Raw genomic sequence first — 26770 nt, forward strand, 5'->3', positions numbered from 1 at the left:
CGAATAAACATTCAAGGATAAAAAACCGTCTCTTTGTGCGTCTTCCTGTGCGCCTTCTCCTATGCGCTATAGTGCGGTTTTGGTTCCCATTGTGCGTGTCCCATTGCAAGCTACCATTAGGCGTTGGAGTAAAATAATTACGCATGAGCATAATTATTGAACAAAAAGTACTGATGAAAGATATTTTATGAAAAATTTAAAAGTTTGACATTTGCTAAATAATCGGTTAATTGTAGATAAAATCAATTTCAAAAAAATGATAAAAAACATGGCACACAAGTTGCCACACGTTGATTTATTAATTTTTTCATGATAAAATCCTATAGATTTGAAGAAACGAATAAAAAATACGAGTTTAAGTAAAAAAAATGCATTAAATGCGTATTACAATTGAATTTTAAGCAATGAAAAAAATCTTATAAGGAATGAATTAAATTAAGTAAAAAAAGAAAAGATGATTGTTATGGTTAATGAAATCTTTAAAGGCAATAGTTGATTAGAAAGATTTAAAATATATAGTTGACTAAATTTCAATTCAAAAGAATAGATATTTTTTACAAGGCAACTGCAATGAAAAAAATTCCGAAAAACTACATTGATATTATTATGGAATCTATGATTGACACAGTTGTATTTTCGTTTTTGTGGATTTTTTAGCAGAAATATGAAGCTGGTAGAATCTTCTACGATCTGGCTAAGTATGCCAAATTGATCGGTTTTTGGATGGCAGGACCGCTGTTGAGGAAGCGTGAACGGTTGGAGGTAGTTTTGAAAGGAGACTGAAAATTATAGTATTTTTTAAAGTTGGAAAATAATATAACCAAGGAGGAAGAAAATGGAAAAAAGGAAGTTTTCACAGAAAATTTTAATATTCTTGTCAATGGTCAGTATGATTTGGGGATTTGGTCCGTTTGCGATTGTAAATGCCGAACCCATTTATCAGGTCTCGATGAATAATGCAGTAGCAGCAGTCGGAACGACAGTAACGATGGATGTGTCCATCGATCCGGGATCAGATTTTAGTGCAGCACAGCTTGTTTTTAATTTTGATCCGGCTAAACTGCGTTATGTGGCACCGGTAAAAGCAAGTGACACTAAAGGTCAGGATTTGAAAGCTTTTGAACTGGATAATGGGGCAGGTTCATTGGTGACCAATACCAATGATGCCTTGGCGGGACAGGTGACCATCGGCTATATAAATATGGCTCCGTACACCGCCGGAGGAAATATTTTTAAATTGTCATTTGAGGTATTGCCTGGTGCCGTTGGAACGCCGCCAATTGATATTGGTATCGTTGTCAAAGAAATGGTTAATGATGTGGGCATTCCCATTGAGACAACCGTAAAGTCAGGCGCTGTTTCGATTGAGGTTCCATTAACCGGGATCGCTTTGAATAAGACAACCGGGACAATTGTTAAAGGCGGAACCGAGCAGCTTGCAGTCAGTTACGACCCAGCCAATACGACGGATGATAAAACCATTACCTGGAGTTCTTCAAATGGACAAGTCGCAACAGTCAATGATACCGGACTGGTCACAGCAATTGGCGGCGGTGCCTGTGATATAACCGCTACGGTCGGAAACTTTACCGCAATCTATTCAGCGACGGTTACGGTACCACTCACAAACATTGCATTGAATAAAATATCGGCATCGATGGTTAAAGGTGCAAGCGATCAATTAAGTGTGACCTATAATCCGGTGGATACAACCGATGCTAAAACCGTGACCTGGATGTCCTCCAATACAAATGTGGCCACGGTGGATACCAATGGCCTGATAAATGCGATTGGCGGGGGAACCGCGACCATCCGGGCAACTGTTGGATCTAAAATTGCAGAGTGCGCGGTAACAGTCAAGATCCCCCTGACACAGATCAGTTTAAATAAAACAGCGTCGGTTTTAAAAATCAATGGGACGGATAATTTAGCGGTCACTTATAACCCGGTAGATACTACCGATGATAAAACCGTGACCTGGACCACATCGGACAGTTCTGTCGCAACGGTTAACAATAACGGTATAGTAACAGCTGTGAAAGCTGGAACAGCGACAATCGCAGCGAAGGTTGGAAGTTTAACTTCAACCTGCAGCATTAAAATTGGTCCACTGGCACCGGCCAACTTCAGAAATACAGAGCGGACCAATAACAGTGCCACCCTGGCCTGGGATGTGGCCCAGGGGGCAGAATCTTACAATGTTTACAAAGACGGCATGATTGTCAACACAGCACCGATTACGGAGCCACAGTGCAAGGTGGAAGGCTTAACTCCAAAAACCCAGTATGCATTTATCGTTCGATCAGTTGGCAACGGCCAGGAATCTGAAAGTAGTTCACCTGTTAGCGTTAAGACAATGGGAAATCCGGTAAATCTGTCAGTTGGAACGGCTACCGGAGCAGCAGGAAAAAATGTCATTTTGAAAGTTGATATTTCCGGAAATTCGACCATTAGTGCCAGTCAGCTGATCGCAGGGTTTGACAGTCAAAAATTGGAATACGTGACTGCCCGTGCCGGCAGCATCGCAGAGGAAGGCACGATCGTTTCAAACCTGGTGGGTAATGAAGTGACCATCGGTTATATGAACCTGACACCGCTAGTGGAACAAGGCACATTTATCGAACTCGAGTTTAAAATTAAAGAGGGTGTAGAGGATCAAAATCTGCCCATAACTCTGAGTTCCAAGGAATTAGTCGATGAAAATGGCTTTGATTTAATCCCGATGATTACAAACGGAGAAATTCAAGTTAAGAACATAAAATTGGGGGATGTCAATGGTGATGGTGAAATCAGAGCGTTTGATGCGTTAACGGCGTTACAGATCGCAACCCAAAAAATAATACCAACAGCTAACCAGAAATATGCTGCCGATATCGATGGCAACGGTTCCGTCACCGCTTTTGAGGCGCTTCGGATTCTTCAGGTGGCAACCGGTAAGATTGCTGGTTTTTAATCAGCGCTTTTCCATCTGAAAAACGATGGGCTTGAAATAAATACACGATTTATCCGAAAGAGAAGTAATTTGATAAAATGGAGGAGTTTAAATTGAGAAAGAAGACACTGCCACAAAGAGCAACAGCGTTGCTATTGGTTATTTGCCTGATCCTGAGCTACGGATCATTTGGGGTTGTTAATGCAGCAGCACCACCAATCCCTGTTTCTATGAATTCGGCGACGATAAATGTCGGGGAGACAACTACATTGGATGTCTCGATCGGGGCCGATTCAAACGTTGCGGCATTGCAGCTGGTTTTTAAGTTTGATCCGACAAAGGTTAAGTACAAAGCACCGGCAAAACCTGGTGATACGAAAGGGGCAGAATTAAAAGCATTTGAATTAGATAATGATGCCGGTAGTCTAGTAGTAAATGAAAATGCTGCTGCTGCGGGTCAGATTACAATTGGCTATATGAATTTAACGCCGCTAACCTTTGAAGGGAGTCTATTCAGACTCTCATTTGAGGGTCTGCAAGGGGTTACCAATACTCCGGTTGATATAACCGTCAAGGAGATTACTACCGACGACGGTAGTGATATCAATACTGAAGTAACGAAAAATGGTGCCATTACCGTAAATACCCCAAGTACACCGCTTACCGGCATCACTTTAAGCAAGGATGCAACGACGATTTCAGTCGGTAAGAGTGAACAATTAAGCGTTACCTATGATCCTGCGACGACCACCGATGATAAAACCGTGACCTGGCAATCATTGAACCCAAATATTGCCACCGTTGATAATCAAGGGAACGTCACGGCAATTGCACCGGGAACAGCAACCATTACCGCAACGGTCGGTAGTTTTACAAAAACCTGTGTTGTGACCGTGCCGAAAGAATTAACAGGGATCTCAATCAATGAAACGCTGTCTCTTAAAAAAGGCGAAACAAAAACCCTGGACGTGACATATCAACCGGCGGATGCAATAGATAAAGGCGATCTAATTTGGTCTTCCTCTGATTATGATACGGCAACCGTGGAACCTTCTACCGGGGAAATCATCGCACTAAAGGCCGGGACAGCGACCATAACGGCAACGGTAACAGTTGGTGAAAAAGAATATACTGATACTTGTTTAGTCACGGTAACCGTGCCATTAACTGGCATCAGTCTTGATGTCACGGCAAGTGACCTGACTATCGGAGGTACGAGCACCCAGCAATTAACAGTGATTTACGATCCAGTGGACACAACCGATGCAAAGGACGTGTCCTGGACGACCTCAAATGACAAGGTTGCCACCGTCAGCAAAACCGGTCTGGTAACGGCAGTGGGAGCTGGAAATGCAACCATTACTGCGACGGTCGGAAATAAAACAGCAACCTATGTGGCAACGGTTAAAGTTCCATTGAAGGGAATATCTCTTAATAAAACGACAAGTGCATTAAATAAAAATGCCAGTGAAATACTGACAGTCAGCTATGATCCGGCAGGAACAACCGATGTTAAAACCGTAACCTGGACCAGTTCAGATACCAGCGTTGCAACGGTCGATCAAGACGGCAAGGTAACCGGGATAAAAGCTGGAACAGCCACGATTACGGCCACCGTGGGAGAAAAAAATGCGACCTGTGCGTACACAATTTCGGAGATTCACATTAGTGAAATTACATTAGGAAAAACTGCAACTGAAATTAAAAGTGGAAAAACCGAAACCTTAGCGGCCACCATTCTGCCAGTCGATACTACCGATGATAAAACCATTAGCTGGTCATCGTCAAATCAAGAGGTGGCAACCGTTGCTGGTGGGGTGGTAACCGCGAAAAATTCGGGAACAGCCACCATTACAGCCACAGTCGGCGGTAAAACGGCAACCTGTGTGGTGACCGTGCCGAAAGAATTGACAGGAATCCTGATCAAAACGCAAACAACTCTGGAAAAAGGGGCCAATGAAAGCCTGGTAGTGACCTACCAGCCAGCAGATGCAGACAATAAGGGGGCACTAAGCTGGACTTCTTCAGATAGTTCAGTAGCTGCGGTGGATGCCAATGGAAAAGTTACGGCGTTAAAAACCGGTCAAGCCACCATTACGGCAACGACAAAAGGAGACAGCTTTGAGTTTAAATCTACCTGCGACGTAAACGTAATAAGTAGCTTAACAAAAATTGAGTTAGATAAAGAAGCCGGTGAATTGATCATTGGCGTCAAAAAAACAGAACAACTAAAGGTAAGTTATACACCAAGTGATACAACGGATTCAAAAGTCGTAACCTGGACCAGTTCAGATGACAAAGTAGCAACTGTTAATAGTTCGGGGCTCGTAACAGCAGTTGGCCCGGGCACCGCGACGATTACGGCAACCGTGGGAAATCTTAAAGATACTTATGCAGTCACTGTCAAGCAGCCGTTGACGGGCATTGGTCTGAACAAAAAAGCCGGTGAATTAACAGTTGGGGTAACGGATACGCAGCAATTAGAAGTTACATATACTCCTGAAAACACCACCGATGTAAAAGATGTAATCTGGGCAAGCTCTGATGACAAAGTAGCAACTGTCAGCGATACCGGGCTTGTCACGGCTAAAGGTGCAGGAACAGCCACGATTACAGCAAAAGTAGGTAAGTTTACAGCAACATATCTAGTGACTGTTAAGGTTCCACTCGTAAATATATCTTTAAATACTAATAAAACTGGCATTAAAAGAGGTGAAACAGAAAGTCTGACAGTGATTTACAATCCAACAGATACAACGGATGTTAGAACAGTAACCTGGGAATCCTCTAAAAAAGATGTAGCAACCGTTGTTGATGGAGTGGTTACCGGAGTTAATGTGGGAGAAGCCACCATTACGGCAACGGTGGGTGGTAAAACGGCAACCTGTGAAGTTGAAATATTACCAAACCCGCTTAAAGCAATTAGTATTATGAAAGAGATGACTTTAATTCAAGGTGATACCAGTCATCCAGTAAAAGTAACATATGATCCGATAGCGACCACTGATGTCAAAACTGTTACCTGGACAAGTTCAGACACAGAAATCGCAACGGTCGATCATGACGGAAAAGTGAAAGCAGAAAAAGAAGGAACCGCGACAATAACCGCCAAATCAGTAGTTGAGGGCATAGAAGCGGTTAGTTGTACAGTAACGGTTAAACCATCCGGTAAGACAGTATCCCTGACCAGTCAGCTTTTGGACGCAGACGGAAAACCAATGCCTTACACGAAGGTTGGGATTCATTCAGATTATATTGAAACAACTACTGATGCAAATGGTTACTTCACGTTTAGTAACGTGCCATTAGGTGAACATAAGTTGATTGTGAAAAATGGTGAGGATGAAATTGAACGTCTAATTAATATTGTCAACGGAAATGATGATATAGTCGATGAGGAAAACGGGCAAATTTTAGTCCAAGAAGGGGTCAGCGCAGTTACGATTACCATAAGTTTATCAAATGACACAGTTAAGATAGAAAAAATTGTTGAAGGAAATCAAACCCCTCGTCCATCAACACCATCGAGACCACTTGTCTCAATCGAAGTTTCAAAAAGCAATCTCACTTTAAACGAGGGCAGTAAAGATAACTTAACCGTATCCTACAATCCGGTTGACACAACAAGCAGTAAAGCCGTGACCTGGACAAGCTCGGATGACAGCATTGCAAAAGTAAATGCAACAACCGGTGAAGTGACGGCGGTCAAGGCAGGCAAAGCAACCATCACAGCCAAAGTCGGTGATAAGACAGCAAGCTGTGAGGTAACTGTTAAATCAGCTCAGGATGATCCGGTAGTATTAAAGATGCCCAATTGTAGTTATCAAACCCACGTCCAGAATGTCGGCTGGCAGGGATGGAAATCAGTTGGAGAAAGTAGTGGTACCAGCGGACAAAGTTTGCGTTTAGAAGGTATCCAGGTAAAAGTTGACAGTGAAGATTATGACATTGGTGTTGAATACCAGACCCACGTGCAAAATATTGGCTGGCAGGGCTTTAAAAGCAATGGCGAAACCAGTGGGACATATGGTCAATCGTTGCGGCTGGAAGGGATTCAATTAAAACTAACCGGCGCAGATGCAGATAAGTTTGATATTTACTATCAAGTTCATGCACAAAACTTTGGTTGGCTTGATTGGGCAAAAAATGGTGAAAGTGCAGGGACTGAAGGTTTCGGCTTGCGATTAGAAGCCATAAAAATTCAGATCGTTCCCAAAGGGGACTCCGCACCAGGCTTAACAGACCATGCTTTTGAAAAAAATCAGTAAAAGATGACAGAAAGATAATCATTTAAAATGCTATTGAAATGGTGAGAATGGACAAAGAGGCAGGAATTTTCCTGCCTCTTCAATAAAAAAATAAGAAGTGTTGTATTTAACTGGACTATTAATTGCGAATACTGTTTTACACGAAAAACAGTATTCGCAATTAATAAAAAAATAATGGGGGTAATAATGAAAAAATTAAAAAATATCTTGGCCATCGGCTGCCTATCGGTTTTATTTGGGTTTTTTTTAGGCGTTAGCTCAGTTAGTGCAGCTGAAATTAGTGTTAATGAGATTTCAGGTAACGCCGGGGAGTCCGCAGTGGCTAGCATAGCAGTGACCCCTGATTCTGGATTTGGAGCGGGTCAATTTGTAGCCAGTTTTGATCCGACAAAACTGGAGTATAACGGTTATAGTATCGGAAATGCCCTTGCGGATCATGAAAAATCCAGCGGGGGATTATTAGATGTAAACAGCAATAATGCCGGGGAGGGAAAAATTGTATTTGTTTATATTTCGACTGAAGATGTTCAAGAAGGCGGCGCTCTATTAAACTTGAATTTTAAGGTCAAGGAAGCAGGGGCAACACAAGTAAATGTTGAAGTACCGGAGTTTGTCAATAATCTGGGCTCGCCGATTGGTGTAACCGTAGCTCAAGTGGCGGCAATCACTGGTGAAAATGGTATCTCCCAACAGGGAGAAGATACAGGTTCAGCTAGCACAGATAATTCAGAAAGTAACAATATGACCGGAACACCTGCGAGTGAAATCAAGAAGGGCGAAACAGTAGCGTTGCTTCATTATGATGAGTTTAAAGTATTGGATGCAACTCAGCCGATTACCTGGATCACTTCAGATTCAAAAATTGCAGAAGTGGATGCCACCGGAACCATAAAGGCCACCGGCAATGGCAAGGTGACGGTTACTGCGACTCAGGGCGATAAAACTATTTCCTACGAAATGGATATTGTTGGGGAGTCGGAAAAATCAGCAGCGGAAAATACAAATACAATAATAACTGCGATCCTAATAATCATCATCTTTCTGGTAATTATTGGATTGGGGGTCTTGGCATTTTTGAAAATCAGGAAAAACAAAAAAAGTATTTCCAATTGAATTGAAACATAAAAAATAAAGCGCTATCGATATGATAAGTTTTACGACAATTAAAAAAGATAACATTTGTGAGAAGTTATGCTCATCATTCTAACGTTGCATAATAAATAAATTTCTTAGCTTAAACCTCTGCAAAACTAATTGGATTAATCATAAAGAAACTTATGTAATTTTGAAGATGAGGAGAAAATAATATGATGATAGTTAGAATAAGTAAAATAACCACATTTTTAATTCGTTTGATGATGGTGGTTATTTTTTTGTGCTTTAGTACTCCGATACATGTTGAAGAATAAGTCGCGTTTCTTGTTTATCGCTGGTTTAATGGCTAAGTGAAGGTCGATGGCTGGGAATTCTCCAGTATGCGACTGGCAAGATTACGATATTCTAAGAAAAATGGTATTGGATAATTTGAATTAAGTACTACAAAAACAATTAAAATGGAGGAAAGAAATTATGAAAAAGATAATAAAAAGTTTAATGGTTTTGGCGTTATTGTTTGTAATGGTGTTGCCGACGATCTTATTTGCTGAAGAAAAAATCGATGGAGTAACTCCGTTAAATGAGGCAATCAATGCAAATGATACAAATAATCTAATTGAGGGTGAAATTAACTTCCCGGATCCCAATTTATTCAAGGCACTGCTGGAAAATGAGGTCGATCAAAATGGTGACGGTGTCATCACACAGGAAGAAATGAAAATCAGGACCTGGTTAGATTTAGTTAACCAGAACATCACAAATCTTGAGGGTCTGAATTATGCCACTGAATTAAGTAGTCTCAATTTATACGGGAACACTGAGATCACCAATATTGAGTCAATTAAAGGATTAACGAATTTAAAAACATTGGATCTGGGAAACACCGGTGTTTCAGATGCCGATAGAATGAGTTTTCTCCGTTTATCAGACCAGAACTGTAGTCTCGGATTTACGACATTTCAAGAACTTAAACCAACTGGTTTAAGTGATGCATATACCATTAGTTCGTCGGATGAATCGATTGTAGTGGCTTCTATTGATAATTCGAATTGGTGGGATACAAAAATTAAACTGGAGTCGAAAAAAATAGGGGTCGCCCAGGTAAGTATAAGCATTGGTAGCGAAACCAAAGCATTTACAGTAACGGTGAATCCTCCACCGGCAGGAACCATCCAGTTTCAGGATGAAAATTTATATCATGTCTTGATAAACAATGGGGTTGACACCAATTTTGATGGCATGATTAACCAGGAGGAAATGAAAGTTATAACTTTTCTGGATTTGCAAAACCAGCAGATCACCAATCTGTCTGGACTGGAATATGCAACTGGATTAACACATCTGGTACTTGGTAATAATCCAGAGCTTAGCAATGTTGATTCCATTAAAGGTTTGTCAAATTTAAATTATTTATTTTTACATAACACTAGTGTTTCAGATGCCGATAAAATGAGTTTTATCAGTTTATCGGATCAAAATCTGACGATCGGCATGAGTGCTTCTCAATATATCGAACCGGAGGGTATCAGTGATGCGTTTACCATTGTGTCATCGGATGAATCTGTTGTCGGAACAGTGATTGATAATACCAATTTTCAAGGGCAAATAAAACTGGAAGGAAAGAAAGTTGGATCGGCTCAGATTAGTTTAGCGCTTGGTGCCGTAACAAAAGAATTTACAGTAACAGTAAATCCCCAACCAGAAGGAACCATCAATTTTGAAGATCCTAATTTATCAAGTGCTTTGTTATATAGGGGCATCGATCGAAATGGTGACGGCGCCATCACACAGCAAGAAATCAAGGGATTTGGCGGAATATCGTTAAACAATTGTGATATTACAAGTCTAACTGGATTGGAATATGCCACAGAACTGACTCAGTTGGATCTGAGTGGAAATCCCAGTCTTGTCAATGTGGAACCGATCAAGGGTTTAACAAAGTTGGAAGAACTTAATTTAAGAAATACCGGCGTTTCGGATGCCGATAAAATGAGTTTTGTCCGTTTATCTGATCAAAACTGCGCACTGGGGTTTAAGACGTTTCAGGTTGTTAAACCAAGGGGTTTAACTGATAGTTATTCAGTCAGTTCATCGGACGAATCGATCGTGGTTGCTTCCATTGATAACTTTAATAATGAAACAAAAATTAATCTTGATTCTAAAAATATCGGCACAGCCCAAATCAGTGTCAATATTGGGTCAGAATCCAAATCTTTTACAGTGACGGTGGGTACCCCGCCGGAAGGGACGATTCAGTTTGAGGATGTTAATTTATTAAGTGCTCTGATCAATCAAGGGGTTGATCAAAATAATGATGGCGCTATCACTCAGGATGAAATGAAAGATCAATCCTGGCTAAATTTAGGCGGTTGGAATCTTACCAGTCTATCGGGTCTGGAATATGCCACGGCGTTAGATTATCTTTATCTATATGATAATACTAATCTGAGTAATATTGAAGCGATTAAAGGTCTGACGAATTTACAAACCTTGGATTTAAGTAATACCAGTGTTTCGGATGTTGATCGAATGAGTTTTGTGCGTTTATCAAATCAAAATTGCGTTTTAGGATGTACGATATTCCAAATTATTAACCCACAGGGGTTAAGTAATACATTTACCGTTAACTCATCGGACGAGACGGTTGTGACAGCCTCCATTGATCAATCAGATTGGTGGCAGACGAAAATCAAATTGGAGGGTAAAAAGACCGGAACAGCAGAAATCAATGTCAAAATTGGAAACGAATCCAAATCATTTATCGTAACGGTAAATGCCTCACCGGCAGGAACCATAAATTTTGAAGATCCTAATTTATTAAATGCATTGTTAAATAGGGGAGTCGATGAGAATAATGACGGGGTAATAACCGAGGAAGAAATACATCGTTTTTCTGGTATTTCGTTAAGCTATCAGAATATCACAAATCTATCAGGGTTAGAATATGCCACCGAGTTGGATTGGCTCGATTTGAGTGGCAATCCCGACCTTGTCAACGTTGATCCAATCAAAGGCTTAACGAAGTTAACAACATTAAATTTAGAAGACACTGGTGTTTCGGATACTGATAAAATGAGTTTTGTCCATTTATCCGATCAAAACTGTGTTTTAGGATTTGCGACATTTCAGGTCATTAAACCAACAGGTTTAAGTGATAGCTATACCGTCAGTTCGTCAGATGCATCAATAGCTTCGGCATCCATTGATCATTCAAATAGCTGGGAAACTAGGATTAAAATGGAAGCCAAAAAAATAGGGTCAGCCCAAATCACCGTCAATATTGGCACCGTGACCAAAACCTTTACGGTGACGGTTAATAATCCGCCGGCAGGAACCATTCAGTTTGCGGATGTTAATTTATTAAATGCTCTGATCAATCAAGGGGTTGACGAAAACAGTGATGGTGCCATTACCCAGGTAGAATTAAAGAAAAGAAGCTGGTTTAGTTTAGCTGACCAGAATATTACCAACCTTTCCGGATTAGAATACGCCACCGTGATAAATGGAATCGAATTAAATGGCAATACCGAACTCAGTAACATTGATCCGATCAAAGGTTTTACACAATTGTATCACGTCGATTTGCGGGGTACAAAGGTTTCCGATGCAGACCGAATGAGTTTTATGCGTTTATCCGATCAGACTTGCGCCGAAGGTTTTAGCACGTTTCAAGTCATCAAACCCTATGGATTAAGCGATGATTACGTGGTCAGCTCGTCGGATGAAGCAGTTGCAAGTTCAACCATTGATAATTCAACCGGTGAAGGCAAGATTAAACTGACCGCTAAAAAAACGGGGACAGCTGTAATAACGGTATTGATTGGAACAGAAGAAAAATCTTTCACAGTAACGGTGAACGCCCAGCCGGAAGGAACCATCCAGTTTCCGGATGCAAATCTCTATAATGGCCTGATTAATCGCGGTTTCGATCAAAATAGCGATGGCGCCATCACTCAGGAAGAAATGAAAAATCAAAGCTGGCTGGATTTAAATAACCAGAATATTACCAACCTGGCGGGCCTTGAATATGCCACATCATTAAATGATATCGATCTAAGTGGGAATACTATCCTCAATAATATCGATCCCCTGAAAGGACTAACACAATTATATAGACTAGATTTGATGGGAACAAAAGTTTCAGATGCAGATCGGATCAGTTTTCTTCGATTATCTGATCGTAACGGTATTAGCGGGATGGATTATATTCAGTATCTCTACCCATACGGTTTAACTGACAGCTACACTGTTACTTCATCGGATGAAACCATCGTGGCTGCAACGATTAATAACGGGACTTCATCAAACCAGTCATATATAAAACTGGAGACTAAAAAACCAGGAACCGTTCAGATTAATGTTGGTATTGGTTCCGAAATAAAGTCGTTTACGATGACGGTCAATGCTCAGCCGGAAGGAACCATATCGTTTAATGATGCGAATTTATTCAATGCTTTGTTAAACAGCGGCGTTGATATCAATAATGATGGTGCCATTACCCAAGAAGAAATGAAAACCCAGGAATACCTCTATTTGTATTACTATCAAATTACTGATCTGACAGGTTTAGAATACGCCACCGAATTAAGAGAGCTTGTTCTTTGTGGGAACTCAGGTCTCAAAAACATTGATCCAATCAAAGGGCTAACACAATTGGAGTACTTGGATTTAAGGGAAACAATGGTTTCAAATGCAGATAAAATGAGTTTCGTTAGATTGGAAGATCAAAGCTGTGTTCTTGGATCAAACCCGTACATGGTTATTAAGCCGCAATATCTGAGTGATGATTATACGATCAGCTCATCGGATGACGACATTGTCTCGGCATCCATTGATTATTCGAATGGTAGTGGTCAAATAAAGCTTGTGCCGCAAAAGATCGGAACGGCAAAAATTACAGTGGGGTTGGGTCTGGAAAAGAAAGAATTCACGGTAACTGTGAAGGCAGCCCCAGAAGGAACAATTCAATTCGAAGATGTTAATTTGTTCAATGCATTAATCAGCAATGGGGTTGATGAAAATAGCGACGGTGCGATTACTCAAAATGAGATGAAAAACGTCAATTATTTATATTTCAATTTTAATGGCAATCAGAATGGAAGTATTACAACTCTTGAGGGGATGGAGTTTGCAACAGAGTTAGAATCACTTGTGATTAATTACCACTATCAACTCAGTGACATTACGCCATTATTGGGTCTGTCAAAGCTTGAATATGTATCGTTGAATGGTACCGCTGTAACGGATGCGGATAAAGCGAAGCTGTTAAAGTTAGCAGATATTACCGGTTTTGAAGGGTACGGTTCAATCACCACCATTTATCCAAGAGGCTTAGCTTCTGACTATACCATCACTTCCTCAAATTCGGATATCGTGGAGGCTTCAATCATACCTTCATTAGAACCGCAGATGAGACTTATTTATAAAAAACAAGGAACAGCGACCATCACTGTTACGATGACAGAAGGTGGTAGTCAATCTTTCCAGGTCACAGTTGGTGCATTGCCTGGTGATGCGGTCAGATTTGAAGATCCCAATCTTTCAGCGGCGTTGATCAGAGAGGGTGTTGATGCCAATAATGATGGTGTGATTACTGGTCAGGAATTGACTGTCGTGGAAGAATTGAATCTTGACTATTGTGGCATTGTCAATTTAAGCGGATTGGAAGGTGCGACCGCATTAAAATACCTTTCATTATCGGACAATCCAGAATTGGTTGATATAGAACCAGTCCGTTTGCTAGCTAATCAGTTAACTCATCTCTATTTGTATAATACCGGGGTTTCACCAGAAAAGCGGATGTCGTTACTCCGCCTGGATGATCTTACCTTGAATCAAGCAGAACGGATTACCTGGAAAGCTCAACCCATTGGAGTGCTGGAAGTGCCGCAAACTGCTATTACTTTAGCCAATCCTGATATTGCAGAAACTTATGATTATTATTATGAAGATATCTACATTACCGGAAAAAATGCTGGAACAACACTGGCAACAGTGAATTACGAGGGTGCGACAAGGACGTTTAGTTTGACAGTAATGCCGACAATGACTGAACGGATACTCGGTGATGTGGATGGGAACGGAAAAGTTACGGCTTTTGATGCCCTTATGGCATTACAAATTGCCACCGGTAAAAAAGATGGAACAGCAGAGGAGATAAAGGCTGGTGATGTTGGCAATTCTGGAAAAGTTGAAGCCTTTGATGCGTTACGGATTTTACAGTTTGCTACAGGAAAAATTACAAAGTTCTAATCAGGTTATTGATGGAAATGTAATTAATCATAATTTGGTTATAATAAAAATAGAAATAGAAACAGTAATAGTGAAAAATTTTCTAGTCAAATGTTTTATTGGGAGGAGTAACGAGCATGAAAAAAGTTTTAGTGAAATTAATGGTATTGGTGTTGGTGTTGGGAATGGTGTTGCCGACAAATTTGTATGCCGAAGAAAATAATGATGCGGATGCAAACGGGCTGGCTGCGGCTGTTGCTGAGCAACCCTTTTCCGCACAAACACAGCAGGGGCCGATAGTAAATAATCTGGCCGTAGCAGTCAATGAAGAAATAAACACCAGTGAAGCTGTTGAAGGGGAAATAAACTTTCCTGATGCAAATTTGTTTAATGCACTGATCAATCAGGGGATTGATCAGAACGGCGATGGCGTCATTACCCAGGATGAAATAAAAAGTTTGACATGGCTGTATTTAGATTATAAGAACATCACCAACCTCACTGGCCTGGAATATGCCACGGAACTGTATGATCTTAACTTGTGTGACAATCCGGACCTTGTCAATATTGATCCGATCAAAGGTTTAATGAAGTTGGAGTTGCTTTATTTATACAATACCGGCGTTTCCGATGCCGATAAACTGAGTTTGGTTCGGTTATCTGACCAAAGTTGTGCTGTAGGGTTTACCAGCTTTAAAGTTATAACCCCCCGAGGTTTAAGTAATGCTTTCACTGTTAGTTCATCGGATGAAACGATTGCCATTGCTTCGATTGATAATTTGTATGATCCAAGCATCAAAGTGATGGCTAAAAAAACTGGCACTGCCCAGATCAATCTTAGTTTAGGAACCGCAACCAGATCTTTTGCGGTAACCGTCAATGCTCCGCCAGATGGTGCCATTGTGTTTCCTGATGAAAACCTATTAAAAGCTCTGATCAATCAGGGCGTTGATCAGAATGGGGATGGTGTGATTACTCAGGAAGAAATGAAGAATCCAACATACTTGTTTCTTGGCAGTCAGGATATCACTGATCTGACAGGGCTCGAATATGCCAGTAATCTCACCTCTCTTGAATTATGTTGGAATCAAAGCCTCAGCAACATTGAACCGCTTAGATGTTTGACGGGATTGAAAACCCTGAACTTAAGTGGGACCAGCGTTTCTGATGCCGATAAAATCAGTTTTATCCATTTTAAAAATAAAAGCTGCGCTATCGGTGCGACAACTTTCCATGTCATCGAACCGATCGGTTTAAGCGATGTTTATACTGTCAGTTCATCGGATGAAGCAGTAGTGGTGGCGTCGATTGATATAACTGAGCCATGGGCACCGAAGATAAAAGTGGAAGGGAAAAAAGCCGGTATTGCCGAGATTAACTTTAGCATTGGAACTGAGACCAAGTCTTTTATGGTAACCGTCAATGCCCCTCCGGATGGCGTCATTACATTTCCTGATGAAAATCTTTATAAAGCGTTGATTAATCGCAGTGTGGACAAGAATGGTGATGGCGTGATTACCCAGGAAGAAATGAGAAATCAGCCATACTTGTTTCTTGGTTATGAGAATATCACTAACCTGACAGGTCTGGAATATGCCACGGAGCTGACTAACCTTTATCTGGATGGAAATGCAACGCTTAGCAATATTGAGCCGCTAAGAAACCTGACCAAACTGGAAACTTTAAATTTAGCGAATACAGCGGTATCTGATGGTGATCGCATGAGTTTTATTCACTTGGCGAATCAGACCTGTGCGATCGGGTTTACGGCTTATAAAGTGATTAAACCAATTGGTGTAAGCAATGCCTATAGCGTCAGCTCATCTGACGAAACGGTAGTCGTTGCGTCGATTGACACATCAGATCAATGGGAACCGAAGATTAAGCTGGAGGCAAAAAAAGCCGGTACTGCCCAGATTAGCTTTAGGCTCGGCACTGTAACCAAATCTTTTACGGTAACGGTCAATGCTCCGCCGGAGGGAATTATTTCGTTTCCCGATGCAAATTTATTTAAAGCACTGATCAATCTGGGAGTAGATAAAAATGGTGACGGAGCCATTACCCAGGAAGAAATGCAGCAGCGAGGAAAGCAAGGGGGATTATATTTAGGCAACCAAAATATTACCAACTTGTCAGGCCTGGAATATGGCACGGAGCTGTCTTACCTAAATCTGGATGGAAATGCAAATCTCAGCAATATTGAACCGATTAAATCTTTAAATAAGCTAGGAACCCTAGGTTTAAATGGTACCAGTGTGTCCGATGCCGATAAGTTAAGTTTTGTTCGTATGGCCGATCAAACCTGTGCGGTCGGGTTTACGGCGTTTCAGTTTATCAAACCAGGGGGGTTAAGCGAGGCCTATAGCGTCAGCTCATCGGATGAAACGGTGGTCGTTGCATCGATTGATCTATCAAAGGTGTGGGAACCGAAGATTAAGTTAGTGGGTAAAAAAGCCGGCAACGCCCAAGTCAGTTTCGGAATTGGAAATGAAACCAAAACATTCACGGTAACGGTGAACCCCGCACCGGAAGAGGCGATTCAGTTTAAAGATGATAACCTGGTCAGTGCCTTGTTTAGCCAGGGCGTTGATCAAAACAAGGATGGTGCCATCACCCAACAGGAAATGAAGGGGTGTAACGGATTGTCCTTAGGGTATCAGAATATCACGGATCTCACCGGCTTGGAATATGGAACCGAGCTGAATTGGCTTTATTTGGATGGAAACAATAATCTCAGTAACATTGAACCACTTAAAGGCTTAACCAAACTGTATACATTGAATTTAAATGAAACAGCTGTATCCGATGCCGATATAATGAGTTTTGTTAACTTATCGGATCAGAATTGTGTGATCGGATTTACGACCTTTCAGATCATCGAACCCAAGGGGCTAAGCGAGGAATTTTATGTCAGCTCATCGGATGATACCGTCGTGTCAGCAACGATTATAAATTTACAGGATGGGGGAGCAAGTATCAAACTGGAAGGTAAAAAAGCCGGTACCGCCCAAATCAGTCTTCATCTTGGTTCGGAAACCAAAATATTTACAGTGACAGTGAACGCCCCGCCGGCGGGTGCGATTCAGTTTAAAGATGATCGCCTGGTTGGAGCGTTGATCAGTCAAGGTGTTGATCAAAATGGTGATGGTTCCATTACTCAGGAGGAAATGAAACGATACGGGGGGATGTCTCTAGGTTATTGGGACATTACCGATCTCTCGGGTCTGGAATATGCTACCAATCTAAAGTACCTCTATCTGTATGGGAATACAAGACTGAGTAATATTGAACCCTTAAAGAGCCTGAGCGAATTGGAAACATTGGAGCTAAGGGATACGGTGGTATCCGATGCTGATAAAATGAGTTTTGTCCGGTTAGAGGATCAAAACTGTGCCGTCGGCTTTAGCGCGTTTAAGGTGATTAAGCCAATGGGATTAAGCGAAGAATTTACCGTTACTTCATCGGATCAATCGGTAGTGATTGCGACCATTGATAATTCACAATGGAGTGAACCAAGCATCAAACTGGCAGGGAAAAAAGCCGGTACGGCTCAAATCACACTCAGTTTGGGTCAAAGCGCCAAATCTTTCACCGTCAGGGTGAATGCTCCACCAGCAGATGGAATCACATTTGAAGACCCCAATCTTTCGGCAGCTTTATTCCGTGTTGGTGTTGATGCTAATAAAGATGGCGTTATTTCAGCAGCTGAACTGGCAGCAGTAGAGGAATTGGACCTAGAGAACTATAACATTACCAGTATAAAAGGCCTGGAAGGGGGTACGTCCCTGAAAGTTTTAGACCTTAGCTACAACACGGCATTATCGGATATTGAACCGATCAGAAGTCTGGCGAAACAATTAACGGAGTTTGATTTGTGGAATACGGCTGTTTCCGCCACAGATCGGATGTCATTGCTGCAGGTTGAAGACCTCACAGTGAATCAGGGAGAACCGATTACATGGACGGCTAAACCGCTTGGCGTCTTGGACATGCCGGCAACCACGATGACTCTAGCCAATCCGGAATTGGCAACAGTTACCCATGATGGCCAGAATATCATCATCTCAGGAAAAACATCCGGGACAACGGTAGCAACTATCAATTATTGTGGCGTCACAAAGACCTTTAATTTGACCATTTCTTCCGTTCCAACAGAACGCCTACTTGGCGATGTCGATGGAAACGGAAGCGTTTCGGCCTTTGATGCCCTGATGGCCCTGCAGATTGCGACCGGCAAAAAAGCTGGAACGGCAGCAGAAATCAAGGCTGCCGATGTTGGGAAGTCTGGTAGCGTTGAAGCCTTTGATGCATTGCGAATTTTGCAATTTGCTACCGGGAAAATATCGACATTTTAACGCGAATGGATACTGATGTGAACTGATGAAAATTCCGGCAGTTTAATTTCGGTTTGGACTGCCGTGGAATTGACCAAAGCAGGTGATCGGATCAAGTGTTTCAAAGAATGGAGAAGAATATGAAAAAGGGTTTTAAACAGGGTTTGAGTGGATTGTTAATGTTGCTGCTGATAACCGGATTGGTACCGGTTGGAGTCATGGCAGAACAGACGAGTGAGAGCAATGTTGCGCCGGTCAAGCAGGAAGTCGCGGTTCCAGATAATAATGGCGCCGTGGCAGTATCCGGTGCGAATGAGAATGATGTTTCGGAAAACCAGCCGATATTGGCGACTCGGGACGAAGTGTCCGATGCAGCGACAAACGGAGATATCAAGGAAACGATCGCTCCACAGGAGCTTCAGACCAGTGCGACCGATCCCAATTATACCTATTACGATACTACCGGCGGGGTATATATTTACAGATATACCGGAACCGGCGGAGATGTGACAATTCCGGCGACGTTAGGCGGAAAAAAGGTCGTGGGAATTGCTGGGTATAGTTTTCAAGTTTTAACCATAACCAGTGTCGTTATTCCTGAAGGGGTGACATACATTGATGCCCACGGTTTTGATGACTGTTCAAGTCTTAAAACCATCACCATTCCCGAAAGCATGAAAACCATCGGGGACTATGCGTTTGAAAATTGCGAGTCATTAACGGCCATAAAAATCCCCAAAGATCTGATCAATCTGGGAAATCATGTTTTTGAAGGCTGCTTAAGTCTGGTCAGAATCGAAGTTGCAGCTGAGAATTTAAAATTTTCAAGCATTGAAGGCTTGTTGTATAACAAGGGAGGGGATAAACTGCTTGCCTGTCCTGGAGGGGTTGCTACGGTCACTACGCCATCTAGTGTCACTACAATTGCGCCCTATGCCTTTGCCGCCTGTACCAATCTGGCCAACGTGGTCCTTAATGATGGAGTGATCACCATTGATGATTATGCATTTAGCGACTGCACCAATTTGATGAAAATTAACATCCCGGAAGGGGTCACAAGAATTGGAACTTACGCCTTTAATAACTGCAATAACCTGATGGTAATTATCACCCCTAAAAGTGCCACAAATATCGGCACTTATGCCTTTGCCGGTTGCGATAATCTGATTAATCTGACGTTTGGAGAAGGGATCACCAGAATTCCCGAATATGCTTTTCAAAACTGCAGCAGTTTGTCAACGGTGAAGCTGCCGGAAAGCCTAACCGGGATTGGTGGATACGCTTTTCAAGATTGCACAAATTTGTCGGCCATTGCTATTCCAAACAATGTCCTGAATATCGGCTCGATGGCTTTTGCCAATTGTGGTTTGGTAACCATTACGATTCCACAAAATGTCGTCACAATCGGAAGTTCGGCCTTTTCTGGCTGTACTAGCCTGACAACGGTAAACCTGGTCGAGGGCTTAACGACAATTGATAATAGCGCATTTTATAACTGTAATAATCTCCGGTCGATCAGTATTCCCAAGACCGTCATCCGGATTGGCGGCAATGCCTTTTACGGTTGTGCCAGTATTGCGACAATGAGCATTCCTGATGGGGTTGCGGTTATTGATGACAATGCCTTTGGAAATTGTGCCAGTTTAACCGGGATCAGTATCCCCCAAAGTGTCCAGAGCATTGGAAGTGGTGTCTTTGACGGTTGCCTCAGTCTTAAGAGCATTACGGTTTCTGCCGACAATCCGATGTATTCCAGTGTCAACGGCATGCTTTTTAACAGCAACGGTGCAAACCTGGTCCGGTGTCCTGAAGGGGCCACCAGTTTTGTTATTCCGGCGGGGGTGACGAGCATTGGCGATGCTGCCTTTTATCAGTGTGCAAACCTGGCCAGCATCAATATTCCGGAAGGGGTCACCAGTATTGGTTATTTGGCGTTCGGCGACTGTACGCATCTGGTTAAGGTGATTATACCGGAAACGGTAACAGCGATGGGCTCCTATGTATTCAGATATTCGGGAAACCTTACTATTTATGGAGCGGCAGGTTCCTATGCACAAACGTATGCTAACAATTATGGATACCTGTTTGTGAGTTCCGGCTATTTTAAGGTCAGCAGTTTTACCGCGGATAAAACCTCCGGACAATATGTCGATACCGATATTAATCTGATTGCCGTCGGAGTTGGCGGAACAGCGCCCTATCAATATAAATTCTATTATCGACTGGGCACTGAGGAAAAGGTAATCCGGGACTATTTAGCCGCTGAAACGGCGATATTCAAACCGGCAGCACCCGGCACCTATACCCTTTTTGTTGACATCAAAGATAAGAATGGCAACATTGTCTCCCGGAATATTTCAGATTACGCCATCTTTTCAAATCCTTATGTAAGCAGCTTTACCACCGATAAAGCGTCAGGGCAGGGTACCAATACCGACATTAAGCTGACCGCAATCGGAGCTGGGGGAGTAGCCCCTTATCAGTATAAATTCTATTACCGGTTAGGAACGACAAATAATTTTATCAGCGATTTTACAGTAGGTAACACGGCGATATTTAAACCTCAGGCGGTGGGCACCTATACCCTCTATGTCGAAATGAAGGATGCCAATGAAAAAGCGGTGACCAGCAGTATTGGCAATTATGTCATTGTCAAGCCGGTAGCGCCGGTCAATTTGAAAACCTCTGAGATTAGCAATAATTCGGCAACGCTCGCTTGGGATGCCGTTGTGGGGGCCTCGTCCTATAATGTTTATAAAAATGGCGTGAAGGTCAATGCCGATCCGATTACCGGAACCAGCTTTAAGGTGGAAGGCCTGACGGCTAAAAGCGAGTATACCTTTACCGTTAAATCTCTTGTCAACGCCATTGAATCCGAAGCCAGTACCGGGACTAAAATAAAAACCATGGGAGAAGTGGTTAATTTAAGCGTTGGAACGGTGACTGGTGCACCAGGAAAAAATGTCATTGTAAAAGTGGATGTTTCCAATAATTCGACAATTAGTGCGGCCCGCTTTATTGTCGGTTTTGACAATGCAAAATTAGAATATTTAGGGACAAACGCTGGAACGATGGCTCAGGGTGGAACCATCGTTACTAATTTGGCTGGTAATCAGGTGACCATTGGTTATATCAATCAAAAAATGCTCACAGAAGCAGGTGCTTTTCTTGAACTTGAATTTAAAATAAAAGAGGGTATGGCGGATCAGAGTTTACCAATTACTCTGACTTCATTAGAATTAACCGACTTGACGGGGTTTGAACTGATACCAGTCGTCAGCAATGGCGCAATTAAAATTTCAGGGATTATCATGGGTGATATTAATGGTGATGGGATGATCAGTGCCTATGATGCCCTAATGGCTTTGCAAATAGCGACGGGAAAGATCGTGCCAACGGCGACTCAAAAAACGGCGGCTGACATTGATGGAAACGGGATGGCTTCAGCCTTTGAAAGCCTTCGAATACTCCAATTTGCCACCGGGAAAACAACAGTATTATAGCAAATATTCGACAAATGATTCATGACAGAAATAAAGGAGTAAAAAATGCAGAGAAAAAAATTCCCGAAAATATTTATAACGGGACTGTTGGTTGTTTGTATATTTATGGCGTTTTCGCCGACAGGTTTAGTTAATGCCCAGGACGCACCGGTAAAAATATCGGTGAATCATGGTGTCACTGGGATTGATGAAAATACAACACTTGATGTATCGATGGACCCCGGGTCAAATGTTAGTGCATTGCAGTTTGTGTTCAGTTTTGATCCGACAAAAATCAAATATGTGCAGCCGGAGAAAGACAATTTAGCAAAAGGTGATGACCTGAAAACTTTTGAAATTGAGAATGGGGCGGGATCGATCGTCATCAATGCTAACGATGCAGCAGCCGGAAAGGTGACCATTGGTTATATCAATGCCTCGTCACCGCTTACTTTTGGCGGAAGTTTATTCGAACTGACATTTGAAGGGGTGGATGACACCATCGGAACGCCAGTAAAGGTTGAAGTGAAAGAATTTGTATCAGGAACTGGTGAGGCGGTTTCCACGGCGATCACAAATGGTTCTATCACGGTGACAAAACCAATGGACGAGCAAGAAATCCGTTTAAATAAAACCGGAATGGTTATTTCTGTAGGAGAAAACCAGGAATTGAAAGTAATTTTTAGTAATGCTAATGAGGATCTGGATAATCCCGTGAACTGGGAATCTTCCGACAGTAATGTGGCGTCAGTAAAAGATGGAATCGTGACCGGGAACAAGGCAGGCACGACTATGATTACGGCGAAGGTTGGCGATAAGACGGCAACCTGCAAGGTTACCGTTCAAACGAACGAGGTTCCCAAAGAAAATCCTGCCTGCACCTATCGAACGCATGTGCAGAATGAGGGCTGGCAAGAATGGAAGACAGATGGCGATCCGAGCGGTACCAGCGGAAAGTCTCTACGCTTAGAGGGAATCGAAATTAAAGCTGACAGCCAGGACTATGATCTGGGGATTGAATACCAGACCCATGTTGAAAATATTGGGTGGCAGGGATTCAAAAGCAACGGTATCATGAGTGGAACCTCAGGGCAATCTTTGCGACTGGAAGCCATTCAGCTAAAGCTTACGGGAAATGATGCGGACAAATTTGATATATATTATCAAGTTCATGCACAAAACTTTGGATGGCTGGATTGGGCCAAAAATGGTAAAAGTGCTGGAACAGCAGGTTTTGGTTATCGCTTGGAAGCGATCAAGATATTAATGGTTCCCACAGGGGACCCGGCACCCGGGGCAACTGATCATGCGTTTGAAGAAAAATAAAAGAAATTTAGTATCAGAAAAAGGTAGTGTCGCAGATGACACTACCTTTTTCCAAAAGGGAGCTGAAATGAAAAATAAAATGATCAAAACCGCTTTGCTGTTAGCCTTAGGGTTCGTGCTGATTTTGCTGTTTTCGGGCAGTATCTCAGCACAAGAAAATGATAACATCCCAGTTCTGCGTGAAGCCATCCCAAATCCGGAATTCGTCCAATATATGGTCGAGCATGAGCAGGAGAAGATGTATACTTTGAGTGAAGAAAACCACAATCAGGGATATATTCCGCCACCATTAAAACGTTACGAAGGATCAGAAATGACGGCAATGATCCAGACCATGGATCTGCCGGCAACTTTTGACCTGCGTACCACTGATCGTGTGACACCGATACGAAATCAAAGTCCTTATGGAACCTGTTGGTCTTTTGCGAGCATGGCTTCGTTAGAGTCTCATATTAATAATGGTGATACAATCGATCTTTCTGAAAATAATTTAATCTGGAATCATGGGTTTAATTGGGGTCCTTATGATGGCGGGAATGAAGCGATGGCTACCGCCTATTTTGCCCGATGGAGCGGGCCGGTTAACGAGAGTGACGATCCTTATGGGTCGGTACAAAAAATTGACCTAAGTCCTGCTTACCATGTCCAGGATGTCGAAAATATTTCAAAGAATCCCTCTGAAATCAAAGAGGCGCTGATGGCAGGCGGGGCCCTGATGACTGGTATGTATGCAGGTTCTTTTGATAGTGCGACGTATTATAATAGTGACTTGGCGACCCTTTTTTATGATGGGAATGAAGGCATCAATCACAACGTAGCGATTGTCGGTTGGGATGACAACTTTGACCGCAATCAATTTAATAAAGTGCCGCCGGGTAATGGAGCCTGGATTATTCGCAACAGTTGGGGAACGAATTGGGGCGATGGCGGATATTTTTATATGTCTTATTATGATACCTATGCCGGAAGCGAAGTGACGGCTTTTCACAGCGCGGAATCAACCAGTAACTACAGCCGAGTTTATCAGTATGATCCCTTTGGCAGTACCAGTGCCATGGGTTATGATAACAATGGTAATGCTGCCTGGGGCGCAAACATTTTTCGGGCCGTTGCCAGTGAAAATCTGACTGCAATCAGCACCTATGCGTTAAGCCCGGGGACGACGCTTGAGATTAGTATCTATACAAATGTAAACACCACTGAACCAACAAGTGGAACATTGCAGTCAACCAAAACTGTTTTAATGTCACGAGACGGTTATCATACAATCGCACTGGATCGTCCGGTTCAGATTGAAGAAGGACAGTTGTATTCGGTCGTGATTAAATATTTAACGCCAAACAATGACAGGCCGATACCGATCGAAAAACCTATTACCAACTATTGCACTGCGGCCAATGCCAATCCAAATGAAAGTTTTATCAGTTTTAATGGGGTCAATTATTGGTATGATATTTCGACCGAGAGGGATTCGAATCTCTGTATCAAAGCCTTTACTGAAGGGATTCAACCGGCGAGGCTGGAAAACATTGTCATCACAAATCCAGCTTCGAAACTGATATATAATACGGGTGAAGCTTTAGATATCAGTGGCTTGCAAGTGAGCGGAACCTATAGTGATGGCAGTACAAAAGTCGAAACCATAACAACAGAAAACATCACCGGTTTTAGCAGTGAATCACCAGCATCAAACCAGGTGCTCAGTGTGACGGTTAATGGTAAGACGGTGACCTATACCGTACAGATAATCGCCAGCGTTGTGCTGGGTGATGTTGATGTGAATGGCTTGGTACAAGCATATGATGCACTGCTGGCATTAAGGATTGCAACAGGCAATAAAACTGGAACGCCAGCAGAAATCCAGGCGGCAGATGTCGGGAAATCCGGAACTGTGGAGGCGTTTGATGCGCTGCGGATATTGCAGTATGCCACCGGAAAGATCAAGGAGTTTTAAAAAAACTGGTCAGAGTTGGTACAAAGCAAGGGTTACTATTCGTATTGCCGATACCACAAGGTCGGTTATTACGTAAATTATTCGAAGATGTGGACGGTGTCGACAAAAAGTAGTGGAAAAAATATCAAAATAGTTAAAATAGAAAGGTGCGAATTAATATGGAAATCGCTAAGCAAACGAGAGCGGGGAAGTTCATCAAAAGAAATAGAAACTGATTGGAAGAATTATGTAGATAAATTCAGTGAGATTTCAAGTAGAATCGGGTTTGTATTGGCAGTGGGGGCGTTTTTCACCTGTATTCTGGTTGGTCATGTGCTGGAAACAAAGAGCATCACCGACGAGGTCAAACGCTCTTCGCCTTTTAAACGGGAGAAACTATTTATCATCATGATCAAATACCTTGCCCCGCTTTGTATTATTGGGATTCAGATCAGTTCGATTTTAGAGGCGCTGGGCGTGATTAAATATTGATCATTGCAGATGGGATGCCGGACACACCAGCTGTCTGATTTTATCCGGGCGGGCTTGGCATCACTCAGCAGGCCAGATAGGGGTGTTTTTCCGCTTTGTTTTATCGGAAGGAGTGAATGAAAATGTTAGTAGCAGGTAGTTCAGGGAACGGATTTATTTATCAAACCCCATTGGGTAAAATGGTGATTACGGAAAATGGACACGCCATCACCGCCGTGATGTTTGGCGAGTCATTGCCGGAGAAAGTCAATGCCCGGGAGACCCCCTTGCTCACACAGGCCAACGATCAGCTGCAGGAGTATTTTATCGGCCAGCGAAAAAGCTTTGATTTGCCGCTGGCACCCCAAGGTACCGCCTTTCAGCAACTGGTCTGGAAAGCTTTACAGGATATTCCTTATGGTGCGGTTGTCAGCTATCAGGACATGGCCCGGGCGATTGGCAATGCCAAAGCCTGTCGGGCCGTGGGTGGGGCCAATAACCGGAATCCCATTGCTATTGTTATTCCCTGTCACCGGGTGATTGGTAGCGGTGGCAGCCTGGTGGGTTATGGCGGGGGACTTGAAATAAAAAGACAGCTGCTGGAATTGGAGCAGCAATAAGCTAAAAAAAAACAACGATCGGGTTGTTTTTTTTGTGGTTTGAATTGTTTCTGTCGCCAATAAAAATTTAATTCAAAA

The 26770-nt window shown here is 42.5% G+C and carries 10 protein-coding genes; all 10 read left to right on the forward strand.

The window, feature by feature from the left end; translation table 11 throughout:
* The first annotated feature begins 835 nt into the window (after positions 1-835).
* The 10 genes from ACEW8F_RS15410 (at position 836) to ACEW8F_RS15455 (ending at position 26692) form a co-directional block, all read left to right on the forward strand.
* Complete coding sequence (locus tag ACEW8F_RS15410; protein WP_373484351.1) at positions 836-2953, forward strand: Ig-like domain-containing protein; 2118 nt, start codon at positions 836-838, stop codon at positions 2951-2953.
* Positions 2954-3045: 92 nt separating this feature from the next.
* Positions 3046-7200, forward strand: a complete 4155-nt coding sequence (locus tag ACEW8F_RS15415) for an Ig-like domain-containing protein (protein ID WP_373484352.1) — start codon at positions 3046-3048, stop codon at positions 7198-7200.
* Positions 7201-7386: 186 nt separating this feature from the next.
* Positions 7387-8313 carry a cohesin domain-containing protein gene (locus ACEW8F_RS15420; RefSeq protein ID WP_373484353.1) on the forward strand — a complete coding sequence of 309 codons (927 nt, stop codon included), beginning with the start codon at positions 7387-7389 and terminating at the stop codon, positions 8311-8313.
* Between the two features lie 456 nt (positions 8314-8769).
* Entirely contained in the window at positions 8770-14547 is a 5778-nt protein-coding gene (locus ACEW8F_RS15425; RefSeq protein WP_373484354.1) for a dockerin type I domain-containing protein, read from the forward strand.
* Positions 14548-14663: 116 nt separating this feature from the next.
* Positions 14664-18881, forward strand: a complete 4218-nt coding sequence (locus ACEW8F_RS15430) for a dockerin type I domain-containing protein (protein ID WP_373484355.1) — start codon at positions 14664-14666, stop codon at positions 18879-18881.
* Positions 18882-19000: 119 nt separating this feature from the next.
* Complete coding sequence (locus ACEW8F_RS15435) at positions 19001-22363, forward strand: leucine-rich repeat protein (RefSeq protein WP_373484356.1); 3363 nt, start codon at positions 19001-19003, stop codon at positions 22361-22363.
* 45 nt (positions 22364-22408) lie between these two features.
* Positions 22409-23668: an Ig-like domain-containing protein gene (locus ACEW8F_RS15440; RefSeq protein ID WP_373484357.1), complete on the forward strand. Its 1260-nt coding sequence runs from the start codon at positions 22409-22411 to the stop codon at positions 23666-23668.
* 67 nt (positions 23669-23735) lie between these two features.
* Complete coding sequence (locus tag ACEW8F_RS15445) at positions 23736-25622, forward strand: lectin like domain-containing protein (RefSeq protein ID WP_373484358.1); 1887 nt, start codon at positions 23736-23738, stop codon at positions 25620-25622.
* A gap of 96 nt (positions 25623-25718) precedes the next feature.
* Positions 25719-26093 (forward strand): hypothetical protein, encoded by a 375-nt coding sequence (locus ACEW8F_RS15450; RefSeq protein ID WP_373484359.1) that lies wholly within the window; start codon positions 25719-25721, stop codon positions 26091-26093.
* Positions 26094-26209: 116 nt separating this feature from the next.
* The gene (locus tag ACEW8F_RS15455; protein WP_373484360.1) at positions 26210-26692 is read left to right on the forward strand and encodes a methylated-DNA--[protein]-cysteine S-methyltransferase; all 483 of its coding nucleotides are present in this window, start codon (positions 26210-26212) and stop codon (positions 26690-26692) included.
* Positions 26693-26770 lie beyond the last annotated feature (78 nt).

This window comes from Acetobacterium sp., assembly GCF_041752335.1.
In the GTDB taxonomy this organism is placed as follows: domain Bacteria; phylum Bacillota; class Clostridia; order Eubacteriales; family Eubacteriaceae; genus Acetobacterium.